The 16,058-nt window shown below is 70.8% G+C and carries 14 protein-coding genes; 11 read left to right on the forward strand and 3 right to left on the reverse strand.

Features of this window, described 5'->3' with window-relative positions; all coding sequences use genetic code 11:
- Window positions 1–34: 34 nt before the first annotated feature.
- Window positions 35–1,321: an MFS transporter gene (locus C2L59_RS35180; RefSeq protein ID WP_103353996.1), complete on the reverse strand. Its 1,287-nt coding sequence runs from the start codon at window positions 1,319–1,321 to the stop codon at window positions 35–37.
- Window positions 1,322–1,552: 231 nt separating this feature from the next.
- Between C2L59_RS35180 and C2L59_RS35185 the strand changes: the two genes are divergently transcribed.
- Window positions 1,553–2,203 carry a YqgE/AlgH family protein gene (locus C2L59_RS35185; protein WP_255410330.1) on the forward strand — a complete coding sequence of 217 codons (651 nt, stop codon included), beginning with the start codon at window positions 1,553–1,555 and terminating at the stop codon, window positions 2,201–2,203.
- On the opposite strand, the gene C2L59_RS35190 is transcribed toward C2L59_RS35185, so the two are convergent.
- Window positions 2,200–2,619, reverse strand: a complete 420-nt coding sequence (locus tag C2L59_RS35190) for an SdpI family protein (RefSeq protein ID WP_103353856.1) — start codon at window positions 2,617–2,619, stop codon at window positions 2,200–2,202. The two genes, C2L59_RS35185 and C2L59_RS35190, sit on opposite strands and share 4 nt — an antisense overlap.
- 66 nt (window positions 2,620–2,685) lie before the next feature.
- Between C2L59_RS35190 and C2L59_RS35195 the strand changes: the two genes are divergently transcribed.
- The 3 genes from C2L59_RS35195 (at window position 2,686) to C2L59_RS35205 (ending at window position 7,684) form a co-directional block, all read left to right on the forward strand.
- Entirely contained in the window at window positions 2,686–3,846 is a 1,161-nt protein-coding gene (locus C2L59_RS35195; RefSeq protein ID WP_103353857.1) for an esterase-like activity of phytase family protein, read from the forward strand.
- A gap of 154 nt (window positions 3,847–4,000) precedes the next feature.
- A complete protein-coding gene (gene leuS / locus C2L59_RS35200) occupies window positions 4,001–6,856 on the forward strand; it encodes a leucine--tRNA ligase (RefSeq protein WP_103353858.1) in 2,856 nt (951 codons plus the stop codon).
- A gap of 90 nt (window positions 6,857–6,946) precedes the next feature.
- Window positions 6,947–7,684, forward strand: a complete 738-nt coding sequence (locus tag C2L59_RS35205) for an SDR family oxidoreductase (protein WP_103353859.1) — start codon at window positions 6,947–6,949, stop codon at window positions 7,682–7,684.
- Here the strand turns inward: C2L59_RS35205 and C2L59_RS35210 are convergent.
- The gene (locus C2L59_RS35210) at window positions 7,681–8,418 is read right to left on the reverse strand and encodes a TetR/AcrR family transcriptional regulator (RefSeq protein WP_103353860.1); all 738 of its coding nucleotides are present in this window, start codon (window positions 8,416–8,418) and stop codon (window positions 7,681–7,683) included. The genes C2L59_RS35205 and C2L59_RS35210 overlap by 4 nt on opposite strands.
- Before the next feature lie 588 nt (window positions 8,419–9,006).
- Between C2L59_RS35210 and C2L59_RS35220 the strand changes: the two genes are divergently transcribed.
- The 7 genes from C2L59_RS35220 (at window position 9,007) to ptsP (ending at window position 15,630) form a co-directional block, all read left to right on the forward strand.
- Window positions 9,007–9,522, forward strand: a complete 516-nt coding sequence (locus C2L59_RS35220) for a YbaB/EbfC family nucleoid-associated protein (RefSeq protein WP_103353861.1) — start codon at window positions 9,007–9,009, stop codon at window positions 9,520–9,522.
- Between the two features lie 22 nt (window positions 9,523–9,544).
- On the forward strand, window positions 9,545–9,859 hold the full coding sequence (locus C2L59_RS35225) for a hypothetical protein (RefSeq protein ID WP_103353862.1): 315 nt from the start codon (window positions 9,545–9,547) through the stop codon (window positions 9,857–9,859).
- A gap of 3 nt (window positions 9,860–9,862) precedes the next feature.
- A complete protein-coding gene (locus C2L59_RS35230) occupies window positions 9,863–11,005 on the forward strand; it encodes a WXG100 family type VII secretion target (protein ID WP_103353863.1) in 1,143 nt (380 codons plus the stop codon).
- Entirely contained in the window at window positions 11,002–12,114 is a 1,113-nt protein-coding gene (locus C2L59_RS35235; protein ID WP_103353864.1) for a hypothetical protein, read from the forward strand. Before C2L59_RS35230 ends, C2L59_RS35235 begins: the two co-directional genes overlap by 4 nt.
- 259 nt (window positions 12,115–12,373) lie before the next feature.
- On the forward strand, window positions 12,374–13,243 hold the full coding sequence (locus C2L59_RS35240) for a ribokinase (RefSeq protein ID WP_103353865.1): 870 nt from the start codon (window positions 12,374–12,376) through the stop codon (window positions 13,241–13,243).
- Window positions 13,244–13,271: 28 nt separating this feature from the next.
- A complete protein-coding gene (locus tag C2L59_RS35245) occupies window positions 13,272–14,012 on the forward strand; it encodes a hypothetical protein (RefSeq protein ID WP_103353866.1) in 741 nt (246 codons plus the stop codon).
- On the forward strand, window positions 14,002–15,630 hold the full coding sequence (gene ptsP, locus C2L59_RS35250; protein WP_103353867.1) for a phosphoenolpyruvate--protein phosphotransferase: 1,629 nt from the start codon (window positions 14,002–14,004) through the stop codon (window positions 15,628–15,630). Before C2L59_RS35245 ends, ptsP begins: the two co-directional genes overlap by 11 nt.
- The last annotated feature ends 428 nt before the right edge of the window (window positions 15,631–16,058 follow it).

The raw sequence follows: 16,058 nt of genomic DNA on the forward strand, positions 1-16,058 counted from the left end.
GGAGCAGTGGCCGTGACCGGTTCGAGTGTTTGCCTCAGCGAATCGTGCGCCGGCGGGCCAGCAGGTAGCCGGCCCCGCCGACCAGGTAACAGACGGTCGCGGCGACGAGCAGGCCCGGCGCGCGGCCGTTGTCCGGCACGACGAGCGCGCCCAGCGAAACCGCCGCCACCTGGGTGATGTTGAACAGCGTGTCGTACAGCGCGAACACCCGGCCGCGGGCTTCGTCGGCGACGTCGAGCTGGATCGACGAATCGACGCAGAGCTTCAGCACCTGCCCCGCCCCGGTGATGACGAACGACGCGAGCAGTGCCAGCGGCAGCAGCATCGGCAGCCCCAGCGCGGACTGCGCGATCGCGGCCAGCACCAGCGACCCGAGCACCGCGCGCAGCCGCCCGAACTTCCGGATGATCCGCGCGGTCAGCAGCCCGGCCAGCAGCAGCCCGGCCCCGGCGAGCGCGGCCATCTGCCCGAGCCCGGGCAGGCCGGCGCGGAAGAGGCCGTGGTCGGTGAAGTAGTTGCGCATCAACAGCACGGTGACCAGCAGCGACACCCCGAACGACGCCCGGTGCGCGAACAGCGCGACGAACCCGGCCGTGACGCTCGGCGCCCGCCAGGCGTGGCGGGCGCCGTCGGCCAGCCCGCGCGCGACGGCCAGCACCGGGTTCGGCGGCTCGTCCACCACCGACGGCCCGAGCACGCCCCGGGCGAAACCGCGCGCGAGGAAGGCCGCGAGCAAGGTGCCGAGGACGGCGAACACCGTGGTCTCGGCCGATCCGACGTCGTTGCTGCCGAACAGCGCCCGCAGGCCGATCGCGCAGCCGCCGCCGAGGACGGCGACCACCGACCCGAGCGTCGTGGCGAACGCGTTCGCCGTCACGACGCTCTCCTCCTCCACGACGTGCGGCAGCGACGCCGAAAGCCCGGAGCCGATGAAGCGGGAGATGCCTTCCGCGGCCAGGGCCAGCGAAAACAGGCCGAGGCCGCCGAACCCGAACCCGACGGCGGCGGACGCGAGGACGATCGCCAGCCCGCGCAGCAGGTTCGCGAAGATCAGGACGCGACGGCGGTCCCAGCGGTCCAGCAGGGCACCGGCGAACGGCCCGACGACCGAATACGGCAGCAGCAGCGCGGCGAACCCGCCCGCGATGGCCAGCGGATCGGCGGCGCGCTCGGGGTTGAACAGCACGGCTCCGGCGAGGCCCGCGCGGAAGACGCCGTCACCCCAGCTGGCGGCGAAGCGGGTGAAGAGCAGGCGCCGGAAGTCCGGGTCTTCGAGCAGCTCCCGAGGGCCTCTACGCGTTGTCGTCGACTGGGAGCTGATCACGGAGCCAGGGTATATGGGTGGCCGGCGCACTCTGGGGGGTTCCAGGGGGCTTGCCCCCTGGTGAACACCCGCAGTGCGGGTGCGCGAAGGTGGCGGAGCCACCGAGTAAGGGTGGCCGGCGCACTGAGGTCGCCTCTCGGCGGCTATGCGCAGTGTGGCTCCAGCCGGACGGTATTCCACAAAGGCGGTTCTTCAGTGAGCCCGGGGGACACGGAGTGCGCCGACCACATGTTTCCAACGGGGCTCTTGGGACGATTGTTCCCGAGCCGAAGTAATTCGCCGGGCCAAGGATGGGATCATGGGTCTGTGCCAGCGGACGCCGAGGTTGAACCGGGAACGCTCCTGGTCGCCGCCCCCACGATGGTCGACCCCAACTTCCGCCGGACCGTGGTGTTCGTCATCGATCACCGCGAGGAGGGCACGCTCGGCGTGGTCCTGAACCGGCCGAGCGACGTCGCGGTGCACGACGTGCTCCCCAACTGGGGCGGGCACGTGGCCGAACCGCAGGCCGTGTTCGTCGGCGGTCCGGTCGAGAAGAAGACCGCGTTGTGCCTGGCCGCGCTGCGTACCGGCGAGACGGCGGCGAGCGTGCCGGGCGTGATCGCCGTCCGCGGGCCGGTCGCGCTGGTCGACCTGGACACCGACCCCGAGGCGCTGGTGCCGAAGGTCCGCGGCGTGCGCGTGTTCGCCGGCTACGCGGGCTGGGACTCCGGGCAGCTGGCGGGCGAGATCGAGCGGGACGACTGGGTCATCGTGCCGGCGCTGCCGAGCGACATCCTGGCCTCACCGGACGGCGACCTGTGGAGCCAGGTGCTGCGCCGCCAGGGCATCCCGCTCGCGCTGCTGGCCACCCACCCGGGCGACCTCCAGCGGAACTAGGCCTCGGCCTTCTTGAACACGCCGCAGCCGCCGGAGCCGCACGCGCAGCCGGTGCACCCGGCGGGAGCCGCCGGAGCCGGCGCGGGCACGGTCAGCGCGGCCCGGTTGCCGAGCACGCCGCCGCCCATGACCAGCAGCACCATGGCGAGCACGCCCACGAGCGCGGCCGAGACGAGGCCACCGGTCGTCGGCATGGCGAGCCCGGCCAGCCCGGTGAGCACGGCGATCGCGCCTCCGGCCATGGTGGGCAGCGCCGCGACGCGGTTGGCCAGCTTGAAAGCTTCTTCGCTGCGCAACGCCGCTTCCGTGCGCACCCCGGTGCCGCCTTCGCGCGTCAAGCGCTCGCGAAACCCGAGGAACCCACCAAAACCGACGAGCAGACCCAGCACGACCGGAACCAGCACGATAGCGAACACGAGCTCAAGGATAAGCGTGACGTCCCGGCAACCTGCCGGATACCCTGATCGACTGTGCTACAGGCCATGTCACCGCGTGTACTGCCCACCGTCCTGACCGCTGCCCTGATCGGGGGAATTCTCGCCGCGGCGCCGGCGAGCGCCACCGAGAGTCACCAGCGGCCGATCCGGCTGCTCGGCGAAAAGATCGTCCCCCACTCCCTGCAGTTTCAGGGCACGACGGTCGGCGGCCTGTCCAGCATCGACTACGACCCCCGGACCGGCGGTTACGCGCTGATCTGCGACGACCGGTCGGCGATCAACCCGGCCCGGTTCTACACGGCGACCTTCCCCGTGTCGGCGGCCGGCGTCGGCGACGTCACCCTGACCGGTACGAAACCGCTCCTGCGCCCGGACGGCACGCCGTACCCGCCGCTCGCGCAGAACGACCCCGCGAAGCCGCAGAACGAGCAGACGATCGACCCCGAAGAGCTGCGCGTCGACCCGTGGACCGGTGACTACTACTGGTCGCAGGAGGGTGAGCGGACGGCGACGACGTTGATCGACCCGTCGGTCCGCGAGGCTCGCCGCGACGGAAAATACGTCCGCGACCTGCCGATTCCCGCGAACGAGAAGATGACGCCGACGGCGGGGCCGCGTCAGAACCTGGCCCTCGAAGGCCTCACCTTCGCGGGGTTCGGGTCGCTGATCGTCAGCGAGCTCGAAGGCCCGCTGCTTCAGGACGGCCCGATGCCGACGACGACCGCCGGCGCGCTGTCGCGGATCACCATGCAGTCCCGGTTCGGTCCGGTCTTCGCGCAGTACGCCTACCCGCAGGAGCCGATCTTCGCGTCACCGGTGCCCGATGGCGCGTTCGCCACCACGGGCGTGTCCTCGATGCTGGCCGTCGACCAGGCCGACCCGACGAAGTTCCTGATGATGGAACGCTCGTTCGTCACCGGCGTCGGCAACAAGGTCCGCGTCTACGAGATCGACACCAAGGGCGCGACGAACGTCCTAAATGTCAAGTCCCTGAGCGAGGCGAAGCACGTCAAGCCGGTGAAGAAGCGGTTCCTCTTCGACGCGGCCGACCTCGGCTTGTCCACAGTAGACAACCTGGAGGGCATGACCTGGGGCCCGAAGCTGCCGAACGGCGAGCGGAGCTTGATCATCGTCAGCGACGACAACTTCTCCGCGACCCAGGTCACCCAGTTCGCCGCACTGGCGGTCCCCGCGGAACGGCTTTGACCAGCAAGTTACGATGTGCACATGAACACGGCTCGGCGGCTCCTTAGCCTGCCGCGCTGACCAGGCCCGGCCTGGCCGGCGCGGCGACCCCTCATGCCCTGGTGGCTGAGGGGTCGAGTTGTTTCTGGAGCGGCTCGAAACGAAGGAAGACGTCATGACTGAGGCGACAGGGACTGACGTCCCGGCGCACCGCTACACGGCCGCGCTGGCGGGTCAGATCGAGCAGCGCTGGCAGGACCACTGGGCCGACCAGGGCACCTTCCACGCGCCCAACCCCGTCGGGCCGCTCGCCGTCGAGGGGCAGCCGGTGCCCAGCGACAAGCTGTTCGTCCAGGACATGTTCCCGTACCCGTCGGGCTCCGGCCTGCACGTCGGGCACCCGCTGGGCTTCATCAGCACCGACGTCTTCGCCCGGTACCACCGGATGATCGGGCGCAACGTGCTGCACACGATGGGCTTCGACGCGTTCGGCCTGCCGGCCGAGCAGTACGCGGTCCAGACCGGGCAGCACCCGCGCAAGACGACCGAGGAGAACATCCGGACCTACCTGCGCCAGATCCGGCGCCTGGGCCTGGGTCACGACGAACGCCGTCGCATCTCCACGATCGACCCCGAGTACTACCGCTGGACGCAGTGGATCTTCCTGCAGATCTTCAACAGCTGGTACGACACCGAAGCGGGCAAGGCGCGCCCGATCGCCGAGCTGGAAGCCGCGTTCGCGGACGGCTCGCGCCCGACGCCCGACGGCCGTGACTGGGCGTCGCTGAGCGCGTCGGAGCGGAAGAAGGTGATCGACGACCACCGGCTGGTCTACATCTCCGAAGCGCCGGTCAACTGGTGCCCGGGCCTGGGCACCGTGCTGTCGAACGAAGAGGTCACCTCCGAGGGCCGCAGCGAGCGCGGCAACTTCCCCGTCTTCCGCCGCAACCTGCGGCAGTGGATGATGCGGATCACCGCGTACGCCGATCGCCTGGTCGACGACCTGGACCTGCTGGACTGGCCGGAGAAGGTCAAGTCCATGCAGCGGAACTGGATCGGCCGCTCGCACGGCGCCCGCGTCACGTTCTCTTCCGGTGACGACGGCATCGAGGTCTTCACGACCCGCCCGGACACCCTGTTCGGCGCCACCTACATGGTGCTGGCGCCGGAGCACCCACTGGTCGACAAGCTGACGACGGCCGCTTGGCCCGACGGCGTCGACGAGCGCTGGACCGGTGGCGCGGAGTCGCCCGCCGAGGCGATCAAGGAGTACCGCGTCGCCGCGTCGCGCAAGTCCGAACTGGACCGGCAGGAGAATAAGGAGAAGACCGGCGTCTTCACCGGCGCGTACGCGACGAACCCGGTCAACGACAAGCAGATCCCGATCTTCGTCGCCGACTACGTGCTGATGGGCTACGGCACCGGGGCGATCATGGCCGTCCCCGGCCAGGACGTCCGCGACTGGGAGTTCGCCGAGAAGTTCGGCCTGGAGATCATCCGGACCGTGCAGCCGTCGGAAGGCTTCGACGGCAAGGCGTTCACCGGTGACGGCCCGGCGATCAACTCTCGGCAAGAAAATGGACTCAGCCTGGACGGCATGGACGTCGCCGAGGCCAAGAAGACGATGATCGACTGGCTGTCGGAGAAGGGCGCCGGCACCGGGACCGTGCAGTACAAGCTGCGCGACTGGCTGTTCTCGCGCCAGCGCTACTGGGGCGAGCCGTTCCCCGTGGTCTACGACGAGGCCGGCGAAGTCCACGCCGTTCCCGAGTCGATGCTGCCGATCGAACTGCCCGAGGTCGCCGACTACTCGCCGGTGACGTTCGACCCCGAGGACCGCGACTCGATGCCGTCGTCGCCGCTGGCGCGCGCGACGGACTGGGTCGAGGTCGAGCTGGACCTGGGCGACGGCCCGAAGAAGTACCGCCGCGACATCAACACGATGCCGAACTGGGCGGGTTCCTGCTGGTACCAGCTGCGCTACCTGGACCCGACGAACGCCGAGGCGTTCTGCGCGCCGGAGAACGAGCAGTACTGGATGGGCCCGCGGCCGGGCGAGCACGGCGCGGACGACACCGGCGGTGTCGACCTGTACGTCGGCGGCGTCGAGCACGCGGTGCTGCACCTGCTGTACTCGCGGTTCTGGCACAAGGTGCTGTTCGACCTGGGCCACGTGACGTCCAAGGAGCCGTACCGGAAGCTGTTCAACCAGGGCTACATCGAGGCGTACGCGTATACGGACGCGCGCGGCGTCTACGTCCCGGCCGAGCAGGTCGAGGAGCGCGACGGGAAGTACTTCTTCGAAGGCGAAGAAGTCACCCAGGAGTACGGCAAGATGGGCAAGAGCCTGAAGAACGTCGTCACGCCGGACGAGATGGCCGAGAACTACGGCGCCGACACGTTCCGGTTCTACGAGATGGCGATGGGCCCGCTTGCCATGTCCCGGCCCTGGGCGACGAAGGACGTCGTCGGCGCGCACCGGTTCCTGCAGCGGCTGTGGCGCCTGGTCGTCGACGAGGAGTCCGGCGAGCTGCGCGTGTCCGCCGATGCGGCCACGGACGCCGACCGGAAGGTGCTGCACCGCACGGTCGCCGGCGTCCGCGAGGACTACGCGGAGATGCGGTTCAACACGGCCGGCGCCAAGCTGATCGAGCTGAACAACCACGTCACCAAGGTGTACGGCGCAGCCGCGTCGACGCCGCGTGAGCTGGCCGAGCCGCTGGTGCTGATGCTGGCGCCGCTGGCCCCGCACCTGGCCGAGGAGCTGTGGCACCGGCTGGGGCACGTGGATTCGCTGGTGCAGGGCCCGTTCCCGGTGGTGGACGAGAAGTACCTGGTCGAGGATTCGGTCGAGTACCCGATCCAGGTCAACGGCAAGGTCCGGTCCCGGGTGACGGTCGCGGCTTCGGCGTCGCAGGACGAGGTTCAGGCGGCGGCACTGGCGGACGAGAAGGTCGCGGCGCTGGTCGGCGACGGCTCGCCGCGCAAGGTCATCGTGGTGCCGGGCCGGCTGGTCAACATCGTCCTGTAGCGCGCTGTCGGAAAGGCGCCAGTACTCGCCGCTCGTTCTCGATTTGATTGAACGGTCAAGGAAACCCGTTCGACCGAAGGAGAACCGAGGATGACCCTCGACGGCAAGGTGGCCCTGGTGACGGGCGGCAGCCGCGGCATCGGCGCGGCCACCGCCCTGCGGCTCGCCGAGGACGGCGCGGACGTCGCACTGACGTACGTGCACCACGCCGAGCTGGCGGCCGAGGTGGTCGAGAAGATCAAGGGCCTCGGCCGCCGTGCGCTGGCGATCCAGGCCGATTCGGCGGACGCCGCGGCTGTTTCCGCCGCCGTCTCGGCTGTGGTGGCGGAATTCGGCCGGCTCGACGTGCTGGTGAACAACGCGGGCGTCGGTTTCGTGGGCGCGTTCGCCGAAACTTCGCTGGCGGACGTCGACCGCGTGCTGGCGGTCAACGTCCGCGGCGTGTTCGCGGCGACCCAGGCCGCGGCCGGCGTCCTGGGCGACGGCGGCCGCGTGATCACGATCGGCAGCTGCGTCACGGACCGCGTACCGGGCCCGGGCATGGCCCTGTACGCGACCAGCAAGGCGGCGATGGTGGGCCTGACCAAGGCGCTCGCGCGTGAGCTCGGCGCGCGCGGCATCACGGTCAACCTCGTCCACCCGGGCCCGACCGACACGGACATGAACCCGGCCGACGGCCCGTACGCGGCGGACCAGGCGGCCATGACGGCGTCGGGCCGCTACGGGAAGCCGGCCGAGGTGGCCGCGGCGGTTTCCTACCTGGCCTCACCCGGCGCGGAGTACGTGACGGCTGCGGTCCTCTCGGTGGACGGCGGCCACGCGGCCTAGCCGGCGTAGAGCCCGATCTCCCGGGCGAGGTCGAGCAGCATGGACTCGAACAGGACGTCCGGCTTCGACATCGGGATCGGGTAGTTGCCGAAGACCTCGAGCGTGACGTGCCCGTAGAGCCGGGCCCAGAACTGGATCATCAGGTACGTCACGCCGAGGTCGATCTTCTCCACCGGCACGCCCTGATCGGACTCGGCGAGCACGGCGACCAGCGGCTCCTGGAAGGTCTGCAGGTCGTCCCGCAGCTCGTCCGGCACCCCGCTGGCCGACGGCAGCACGATGTCGTGCCGCGCGAGCACCCGCCCGGCGGCGGCCAGGAAGATCCGCCCGAACGGCTCGTCGACCCGGCTCAGCGCACTCCCCGACGTCGACCCGACCCCACCGGTCGGCGACGCGAAGACGAGCGTGAACTCCTTCGTGTGGGTGAGCGCCCACCGCCGGAAACCTTTGCAGATGGCGAACAGCTGAAGCACACCGTCTTCCGGCAGCTCGGCGATCTCCTCGGCGAGCTCGTCGGCCAGGTCGGCGCAGACATCCAGCCGCAGGTTCTCGACGAGGTCGTCACGGGACTCGTAGTACCGGTAGAGCGCAGGCGCGGTGATCCCCAGCTCCCGCGCAATGGCACGCAACGTGACCGCCTCCGGCCCCTGCTCGACGAGCAGTTTCCGGGCGGTCCGCCGGATATCCTGTTCGGTAGCCGCACGCGCGCGACCCCTCCGCGTGGGGTGGCTCATCCGAACAGTCTAGGTGCTTACTACGACAGATCTTGCATCAACGCGATCTCCGCCGTAACGAAAAGGTGCAGCTCAGGAGCGCGCTTTCAGGTTGGTCAGCACGGTGTCCGCGACGCCGCGCCCGAGCTGGCAGGCGTCCTTACCCTCTCCGGCGGTTGTCCCCGAGGGTCAAGGAGACCGAGTAGGCGAGTTCATCCGAGACGCCGACGGTGACGACACAGCTCCGCTTGTGTTGCGGGTCGATCCCCGTGTCGACGTATCCGACGGCCGGATAGCCCTGGACTGGTTCCATTTCCCGATTCCACCAGCCGAAGAACTCGCTGCACCCGGACGTCACCGACCAGCCGCCGCACCGCGCCGGCCGGTCCGCCCGCGACCAGGCCGACGCCCGCGCCGGCCGGCACCTTGCCGAGACCGTCGGCGCCCGACTCCACGGTGCGCGCGATCTCGGCTGTACGAAGAATCGACCTGCTCAGGGCGGCGGACCGACGGGTCCTCCGTCACACCGCGCGAAAACGCCGGTAACTGTCGGTGCGGTGTGCCACACTCGGTCGCCGTACGGCTACTGACGTGAACGGGGAGGTTCGCGTGACGAACCCTGAGCAGCTGATCGCGGACTTCGAGGCCCGGATGGCCGAGTCCCGGCGCAAGGCTGAGCTGATGGTCAACGAAATCGAGGCGGTGACGGTCTCCGAGCGCAGCCGGGACGGCCAGATCGGCGTCGAGGTCGACCACGCCGGCAACCTGGTCGGGCTGAAGATCGGTATGAGCGTGCGTGACAAACCGGATCTGGCCGAGGAGATCCTCCGCACGGTCAAGGCCGCGCAGAGCAAGCTCGCCACGGCGGTGCAGGCGGGTGTCGCCCACCCGGTCGGCCCAGAAGTGATGAACGAGCTGGTCAGCCGTCTGGAGCGGCAGTTCCCCGCGCCCGAGCCGGCGGGGTTCGCCGCACCACCAGCGCCGTCGGCGGACGACGGCACCCGGTTCGTCCCCGAAGCCGAACGCGGACTGCCGCCGTCTCCGAAGCCGCCGCGGCCCGCTCGCCCGGCAGCGGAGGAAGGCCACGACGACGACTACTTCGGCGACGGCGACTACCTGCGCTGACGCGCGAAAGGGGGAGGGAACCATGACCGGACCAGGCAGCCCCGGCTTCGCGGTCGACCCGCAGGAGCTGCGAAAACACCGGGAGAACATCGAGGCGATCACCGACCGGATCGACAAGTGCAAGGAAGCCGCCCGTGCGACCGAGCACCCCGAAGCGTTCGGTCTGCTCGGCATCCCGCTCGCGGCGATCTGCGCGCTCGCCCAGCAGGTGGCGGAGATCGCGATCGAATCGGCGTCGACGTCGTCGTACGACCACTCGGTGCGCATCCAGCAGTGGCAGCAGCTGAAGGAAGCCGACGAGGCGGAGTTCAAGGACCTGTTCAAGGTGGAGGACTGAGGCGTGGCCGACAACCCGTTGATCAAGACGGACGCGGCGGAAGACCGCAGCGCGCTCGAAGGCGCCGGCCTCCTGCAGGACTTCTGGGACGCGGGCACCGCCGTCGCCGACGGCAACTGGACCGAGGGCCTGGTGAACGCCGGGTTCGGCGCCACCGGCATCGCGGGCCTCGTCGCGGACCCGATCGGGACGCTCGCTTCCGCGGCCGTCGGCTGGGCGATGGAGTTCTTCCCGTGGTTGCGGGAGCCGCTCGACTGGCTCACCGGTGACCAGACGGCGCTGGAGAACATGGTCGGCACCTGGGAGAACGTCGGCAAAGAGCTGGAGAAGATCAGCACCGACCTCCAGGACACCGTCAAGAAGGACAGCGCGACTTGGGAAGGCGCCTCGGCGGACGCCTATCGCGCCTTCGCCGAAGACCGCGCGGCGACGTACGCCGGCGTGGCGACCGGCGCCAATGCGATCTCGAAACTGGTGGAGATCTGCAAGACGATCCTGAGCGTCGTGCGCTCGATCGTGCGGGACCTGATCTCCGAGTGCGTCGGCAAGCTGATCAGCATCGCCTGCCGGTATCCCGGTCCCGCCTTGCCCGCGGGCATGGCCACCGAAGGCACCGCGGAGGCGGTGAAGACCGGCAGCAAGTGCATGGAGTGGATCAAGAAACTGGTCAAGGCCTTCAAGAAGGCGCAGGATCTCTTCCACCGCATCACCGAAATCTTCGGCCGGGTACGGGACGTGCTGCGCAGGGGTGCCGGAAGGCTGCCCGGTCCGCTGCGGCGTGTCGGCGGCCTGCTCGAGCCGAAGGACGCGAAGTCCTTCGCCGACAAGGTGCGAGAAGGCCGGCCCAACCGGCGGACCTGGGGTCAAGTCGTTTCGTCGGAGCACTCCATCGGCGACAACCTCCGCGATGTCGGGCGGGAGTTCGCGGCCGACGCCCGGCGGGAGTTCGGCGACAAGTTCGGTCCGAAGTTCGGTGAGGAACTGGCGAAGGCGGTCAAGAAGGAGGCGGGCAAGGAGGTTCTGAAGCACGTGGCCGAGGGCTTGGACGGCGACGACGATGACGAGCCGCCGGAGAAGGAGACCGCGGCCGCGGCACCCCTCTTCGACAACCAGGGGGCTCGGCGCATCTCGGGTTCGATCGAGTGACCGCGCCGGAGAGCGGCCGCCTTGTCGTCTCGCGGACGGCCGGGCGGCACTGGATCCTGGCCGCGGTACTCCTCGCCGTCGGCGCCGGAATCGTGTGGGCGGGCTTGTCGGCGTCCCAGCAGAGCCCGCGAGTGGCCGGCTGCGTCTTCGGCGGGGGGTTCGGGCTGATCGGGCTGATCTTGGTCTTCCGCTCGCTGCCGGAACCGGTGGTCGACGAGTTGGTTCTCGACGCCTCCGGGATATCGCGGATCATCGGCGGGGTCGTCTGGGCCGTGCGCTGGAACGAACTGGCAGCCGTCGTGGTCCCGGCCGAGCCCGGCGGCGACAAGTCGTTCCGGGTCGTGCTCGAGCCGGCCGACGCCCGGTTCGCGGAGCGCCACCGGGGCCTCACACCGGTGGCCGAGGGCAGGTTTCTCGTACCCGGGATGACCCTGTCGGTCACCGAAGCAGCACGTGTCCGCGAGGTCGCCGGGAAGTACGCCGGCGTGACCGAACGGCCGGTCGCCGCGGTGCTGCCCGCACCAGCGCCCCCGCTCACCCCCGGCCCGGCCACCGTGCCCGAGCTGGACCACGTCGACATCCACGTCAACGGGTGGGATCGCCGCAGCGTGTGGCTTTTCGACTTCGCCATGGTCCTGCTCGGTGGCGTGGCATACGCGGGAGCCGAATTCTGGCCGTCCGGCTTCCTGCACACCGCCTGCCGGATCCTGCTGGGCGCCGTCGTCGTGCTCGCCGCCTTCGTCCACGCCGCCGAATACAACACCCAGAAGCGCGTGCTCCGAGCCGACCTGCGGCTTTCGAACGTGGGCTTCACGTGGCACACCCAGTACCGGAAGCTCGAACTGAGCTGGCGCGAAGTCGCCGAACTGCGGCTGCTGGCGGGCGGTCACCTGGAATTCCGGCCGGCCGGCCTCGATTTCCCGCTGCGTCACGGCGAGGCCGAGCGCCTCGCGCTGGGCGATGGCTGGTACCGCCTGCCGCGGCCGTTGAGCGCCGCGGCCGCGCGGAAGTTCAGCAGGTGCGCGCCGGCGATGCTGCCCCGCGGCGTCGTGTTGACCGTCGGGTGGGGCGGGGCGCCGCCGACGCCGATCACTCGGGGGGCTACGTGATCGACGCCGGCGACCCGATGCCCTGCCCGGCTCGCGCCGGTTGGGGCAACGCCACCACGTTTCCGCGGTGACGCACCAGGAGAGCGGGACCGGACCACGTAGTGACGACCGGAGGATGGTTATCCCCCGAACGAGTGACGGGCTTCCGCTGCTCGCATGATTGTCGCACTCAGCCCCGGATAAGTTACAAAAACCTTCACTTTCCCTTCCTTGCCCGTGCTGACCTGGTCCGGACGGCATTCGTGGCACAGTGCGGGGCATGAACTCTGACGTGCTCGTTGTGGGATCCGCCAACGCCGACCTCGTCGTCGCGGTGGATCGGCGCCCGGGCGGCGGGGAGACCGTGCTCGGTGGTGACACCGTGCTTTCACCGGGCGGCAAGGGGGCCAACACGGCGGTTGCGGCGGGCCGGCTCGGCGCGGACGTCGCCCTGCTCGGCGCGGTCGGCGACGACCCGTACGGCCGGCTGCTGCTCGACTCGCTCCGCGCCGCCGGCGTCGACACCGGCCTGGTGCGGACCAGCGACCGGCCGACCGGCATCGCCTACATCACCGTCACCCCGGACGGCGAGAACTCGATCCTCGTCTCCCCCGGCGCCAACTCCAGCCTGGAACCCGCCGACGTCGACGCGGTGTTCGACGGCGTCGAGGTCATGGTCGCCTCGCTGGAGGTGCCGCTGCCGACCGTCGAACACGCTGTCGCGCGCGCCGCCGAGAAGGGTGTGAAGGTGCTGCTCAACCTTTCGCCGGCCGCGGAGATTTCGCCGGAGACGTTGGCCAAGCTCGACGTCCTGCTGGTCAACGAGCACGAGGCCGCGTGGCTGACCGGGCCCGGCACGGCCTTCCGGAAGCTGCTCGACCTCGGGCCGCGGGCGGCCGTCGTCACGCTCGGCGCGGCCGGTGCCGTCGTCGTCGAAGCCGGTTCGGTGAGCCGGGTCGAGTCGCCGGCGGTCGAAGCCGTGGACACCACCGGGGCGGGCGACGCCTTCGCGGGCGCGCTCGCCGCGTCGCTCGCCGACGGCACCGACCTGGTGTCGGCGGCGGAGCGGGCGGCGCGGGTCGCGGCGTTCAGCGTGACCCGGGCCGGCGCGCAGCCGTCCTACCCGACCGCCGCCGACCTGGGGGAATGATCACCGCGTCGGCCGTGTTGCCCGTCACATGGGCGATTCGTTCGGCTCGGCCTGGTGGCGGGGTTACGTCGCGCAGCTGCGGGCGATCGCGGACGCGCGCCGGCCGGACCGGCTCGCGATCATGCCGCTCGACGAGACCCTCGAAGCGCTCGGCAAGCAGACCGAGGTCGACGAAGGGGTCTACGACGTGCCGCTGGAAGGTGTCGTCGGCACCGTCGCCCGCGCCGGGGACTTCGACCGCGAGTTCCGGCCGCGCAACCGGGCGCTGCGCGACCGCTGGGAGCACCTCGCGCGGACGTCGGCGGACCTCCCGCCGGTGCGGCTCGTCCGGCTTTCCGACATGTTCTTCGTCGAGGACGGCCACCACCGCGTCGCTCTTGCCCGGGCCCGCGGCGCCCGGACGATCCGCGCCCGCGTGCGCTGGATCAGCACGGTCGCCTGCGCGCTGCGCTGCCTGACGCTCGCCGACCTGCCGTCGAAGACCGCCGAGCGGATGTTCCTCGAGCGCGTGCCGCTGCCGGACGACGTCCGGCTCGGGCTGTGGCTCGACGACCCGGCCGACTGGTTCCGGCTCGCCGACTCGGCCGAGGCCTGGGGTTTCCGCCGTATGCTGGCCGGACGGCCGGTGCGTACGCGTGACGAGCTGGCCGACGCCTGGTGGCAGGAGGAGGTCCGGCCGGTGCTCGAACAGGTGCGTCACCGCGGTTTGTGCCCGCCACCACGAGATATCCAGACCTATCTGAGCTATGGTCTAGACCATGTCGTCTGAGCTTCTGTCCGGGGTCGCCGTCAGCCCCGGCCGTGCGAGTGGTCCCGTCGTCCGTGTCGCGGAGCCGCTCGGCGAGCCCGCAGCCACCCCGGCCCCGGCCGATCCGGCCGCCGAAGCCGCCCGGATCGTCCCCGCGGCCGCGATCGTCGCCGGCCGGCTGGAGAAGCAGGCCGAGACCGCGACCGGCGAAGCGGCGACGATCCTGATCACGACGGCCGCGATGGCCGCCGACCCGGCGCTCGCGTCCCAGGCCGAGACGCTGGTCAAGACGCAGGGACTGCCCGCCGCGCGAGCCGTCCACCAGGCCGCCGAGGGCTTCGCCGAGGCCCTGGCCGCGGCCGGCGGGTACATGGCCGAGCGCGTCCGCGACGTCCGCGACGTGCGCGACCGGCTGATCGCCGAGCTGCTCGGCATCGCGCCGCCGGGGGTGCCCGAGCTGGCGTCGCCGAGCGTGCTGGTCGCGCGCGACCTCGCCCCGGCCGACACCGCGGGCCTCGACCCGGCGAAGGTCCTCGCGCTGGTCACCGAGGAGGGCGGTCCGACGAGCCACACGGCGATCCTGGCCCGCGCGCTCGGCATCCCGGCCGTCGTCGCGGTCCGCGGGCTGCTGGCCCTGGACGCGCAAGCGCTTGCGGTCGACGGCGACACGGGCACGGTCGAGGTCGCGGACCCGTCGGCCCCGGTCGTCACGGCGACGGTAGCCCAGCTGGCCGAGTGGAACGGCACCGGCGAGACGGCCGACGGCCACCGCGTGAAGGTTTACGGCAACGTCGGCTCCCCGGCCGACGCGCAGGCCGCGGCGGACGCGGGCGCCGAGGGCGTCGGCCTGTTCCGCACCGAGTTCTGCTACCTCGACGCCTCGGACGAGCCGTCGGTGGCCGACCAGCGCGCGGCGTACACGGCGGTGCTCGCGCCGTTCGCGGGCAAGCCGGTGATCGTGCGCACCCTGGACGCGGGCGCCGACAAGCCCCTGGCCTTCCTGTCCCCGGAGGCCGAGCCGAACCCGGCGCTCGGCGTCCGCGGGCTGCGCGTGGCGTTCGACCGCCCTGAGGTGCTGGACCGCCAGCTCGAGGCGATCGCCGGCGCGGCGGAGGACTCGGGCGCCGAGGTTTCGGTGATGGCCCCGATGGTGGCCACGGTCGAGGAGGCGGCCTGGTTCGCCGACCGCGTCCGCGCGGCGGGCATCGCCCGGGCGGGCGTGATGATCGAGATCCCGGCGGCGGCGTTGAGCGCCCGCGAGATCCTCGAAGCGGTGGACTTCGTCTCGGTCGGCACGAACGACCTGGCCCAGTACACGTTCGCGGCGGACCGCCAGCTCGGCGCGGTGGCCAAGCTCAACGACCCCTGGCAGCCGGGCCTGTTGCGCCTGCTGAAGCTGATCGGCGACGCGGCCAAGGCCACGGGCAAGCCGGCCGGCGTATGCGGCGAAGCGGCAGCCGACCCACGGCTGGCCCTGGTCCTGACGGGCTTGGGGCTGACGAGCCTGTCGATGAACGCCCCGGCCATCCGCACGGTGGGCGCCAGCCTGGCGACGGCGAGCTTGGCGGAGTGCGAGGCATTGGCGAAGGCGGCGCTGGCCACCTCGGACCCGTCAGCGGCCCGCGCGGCGGCTCGCTGAAGGTTCGGCGCTTCTCGGGGGACAGTTCGCGGGGCCGGTCGGTTGCTCGGGGTCGAGCGATGCTTCGGCGCTCGGCCGCAGGTGGGTTCGGCGCCGACTGCCGGCAATCGCGCGGAGCTGCGGCGCTCGGCTCGCGGGCGGGCTCGGTCGCGTGGCTGCCCTCGGCGGCGTGGAGCTGCAGCCCCTCGGCCGTGAACCGTGGCGTGACCTGCGGCCACACAGCGCAAACCGACCCGCCGACGCAACCCCGATTCGACACTCGCCGAATCATACTCACCCGCAGGGGCGCCCCCCCACTTTCAGTCTATCGGTCATCACCGACCGTGCCAGGTTGTGCGAACCTGGATGAGCGCGGTTGTCCACATTGATCGAGGGGTGTGGGCAACCCGCCTGAAGTCCGTGAAGGTCATCTCGGCAATCCTGAGGTG

Origin of the sequence: Amycolatopsis sp. CA-128772, assembly GCF_002904295.1 — a bacterium.
Lineage (GTDB): Bacteria > Actinomycetota > Actinomycetes > Mycobacteriales > Pseudonocardiaceae > Amycolatopsis.

Coding starts and splice junctions, on each gene's coding strand:
- C2L59_RS35185 (WP_255410330.1), top strand. CDS start 1,553: ATGTTTCCAACGGGGCTCTTGGGACGATTGTTCCCGAGCCGAAGTAAT.
- C2L59_RS35195 (WP_103353857.1), top strand. CDS start 2,686: ATGTCACCGCGTGTACTGCCCACCGTCCTGACCGCTGCCCTGATCGGG.
- leuS (WP_103353858.1), top strand. CDS start 4,001: ATGACTGAGGCGACAGGGACTGACGTCCCGGCGCACCGCTACACGGCC.
- C2L59_RS35205 (WP_103353859.1), top strand. CDS start 6,947: ATGACCCTCGACGGCAAGGTGGCCCTGGTGACGGGCGGCAGCCGCGGC.
- C2L59_RS35210 (WP_103353860.1), bottom strand. CDS start 8,418: ATGAGCCACCCCACGCGGAGGGGTCGCGCGCGTGCGGCTACCGAACAG.
- C2L59_RS35225 (WP_103353862.1), top strand. CDS start 9,545: ATGACCGGACCAGGCAGCCCCGGCTTCGCGGTCGACCCGCAGGAGCTG.
- C2L59_RS35240 (WP_103353865.1), top strand. CDS start 12,374: ATGAACTCTGACGTGCTCGTTGTGGGATCCGCCAACGCCGACCTCGTC.
- C2L59_RS35245 (WP_103353866.1), top strand. CDS start 13,272: ATGGGCGATTCGTTCGGCTCGGCCTGGTGGCGGGGTTACGTCGCGCAG.
- ptsP (WP_103353867.1), top strand. CDS start 14,002: ATGTCGTCTGAGCTTCTGTCCGGGGTCGCCGTCAGCCCCGGCCGTGCG.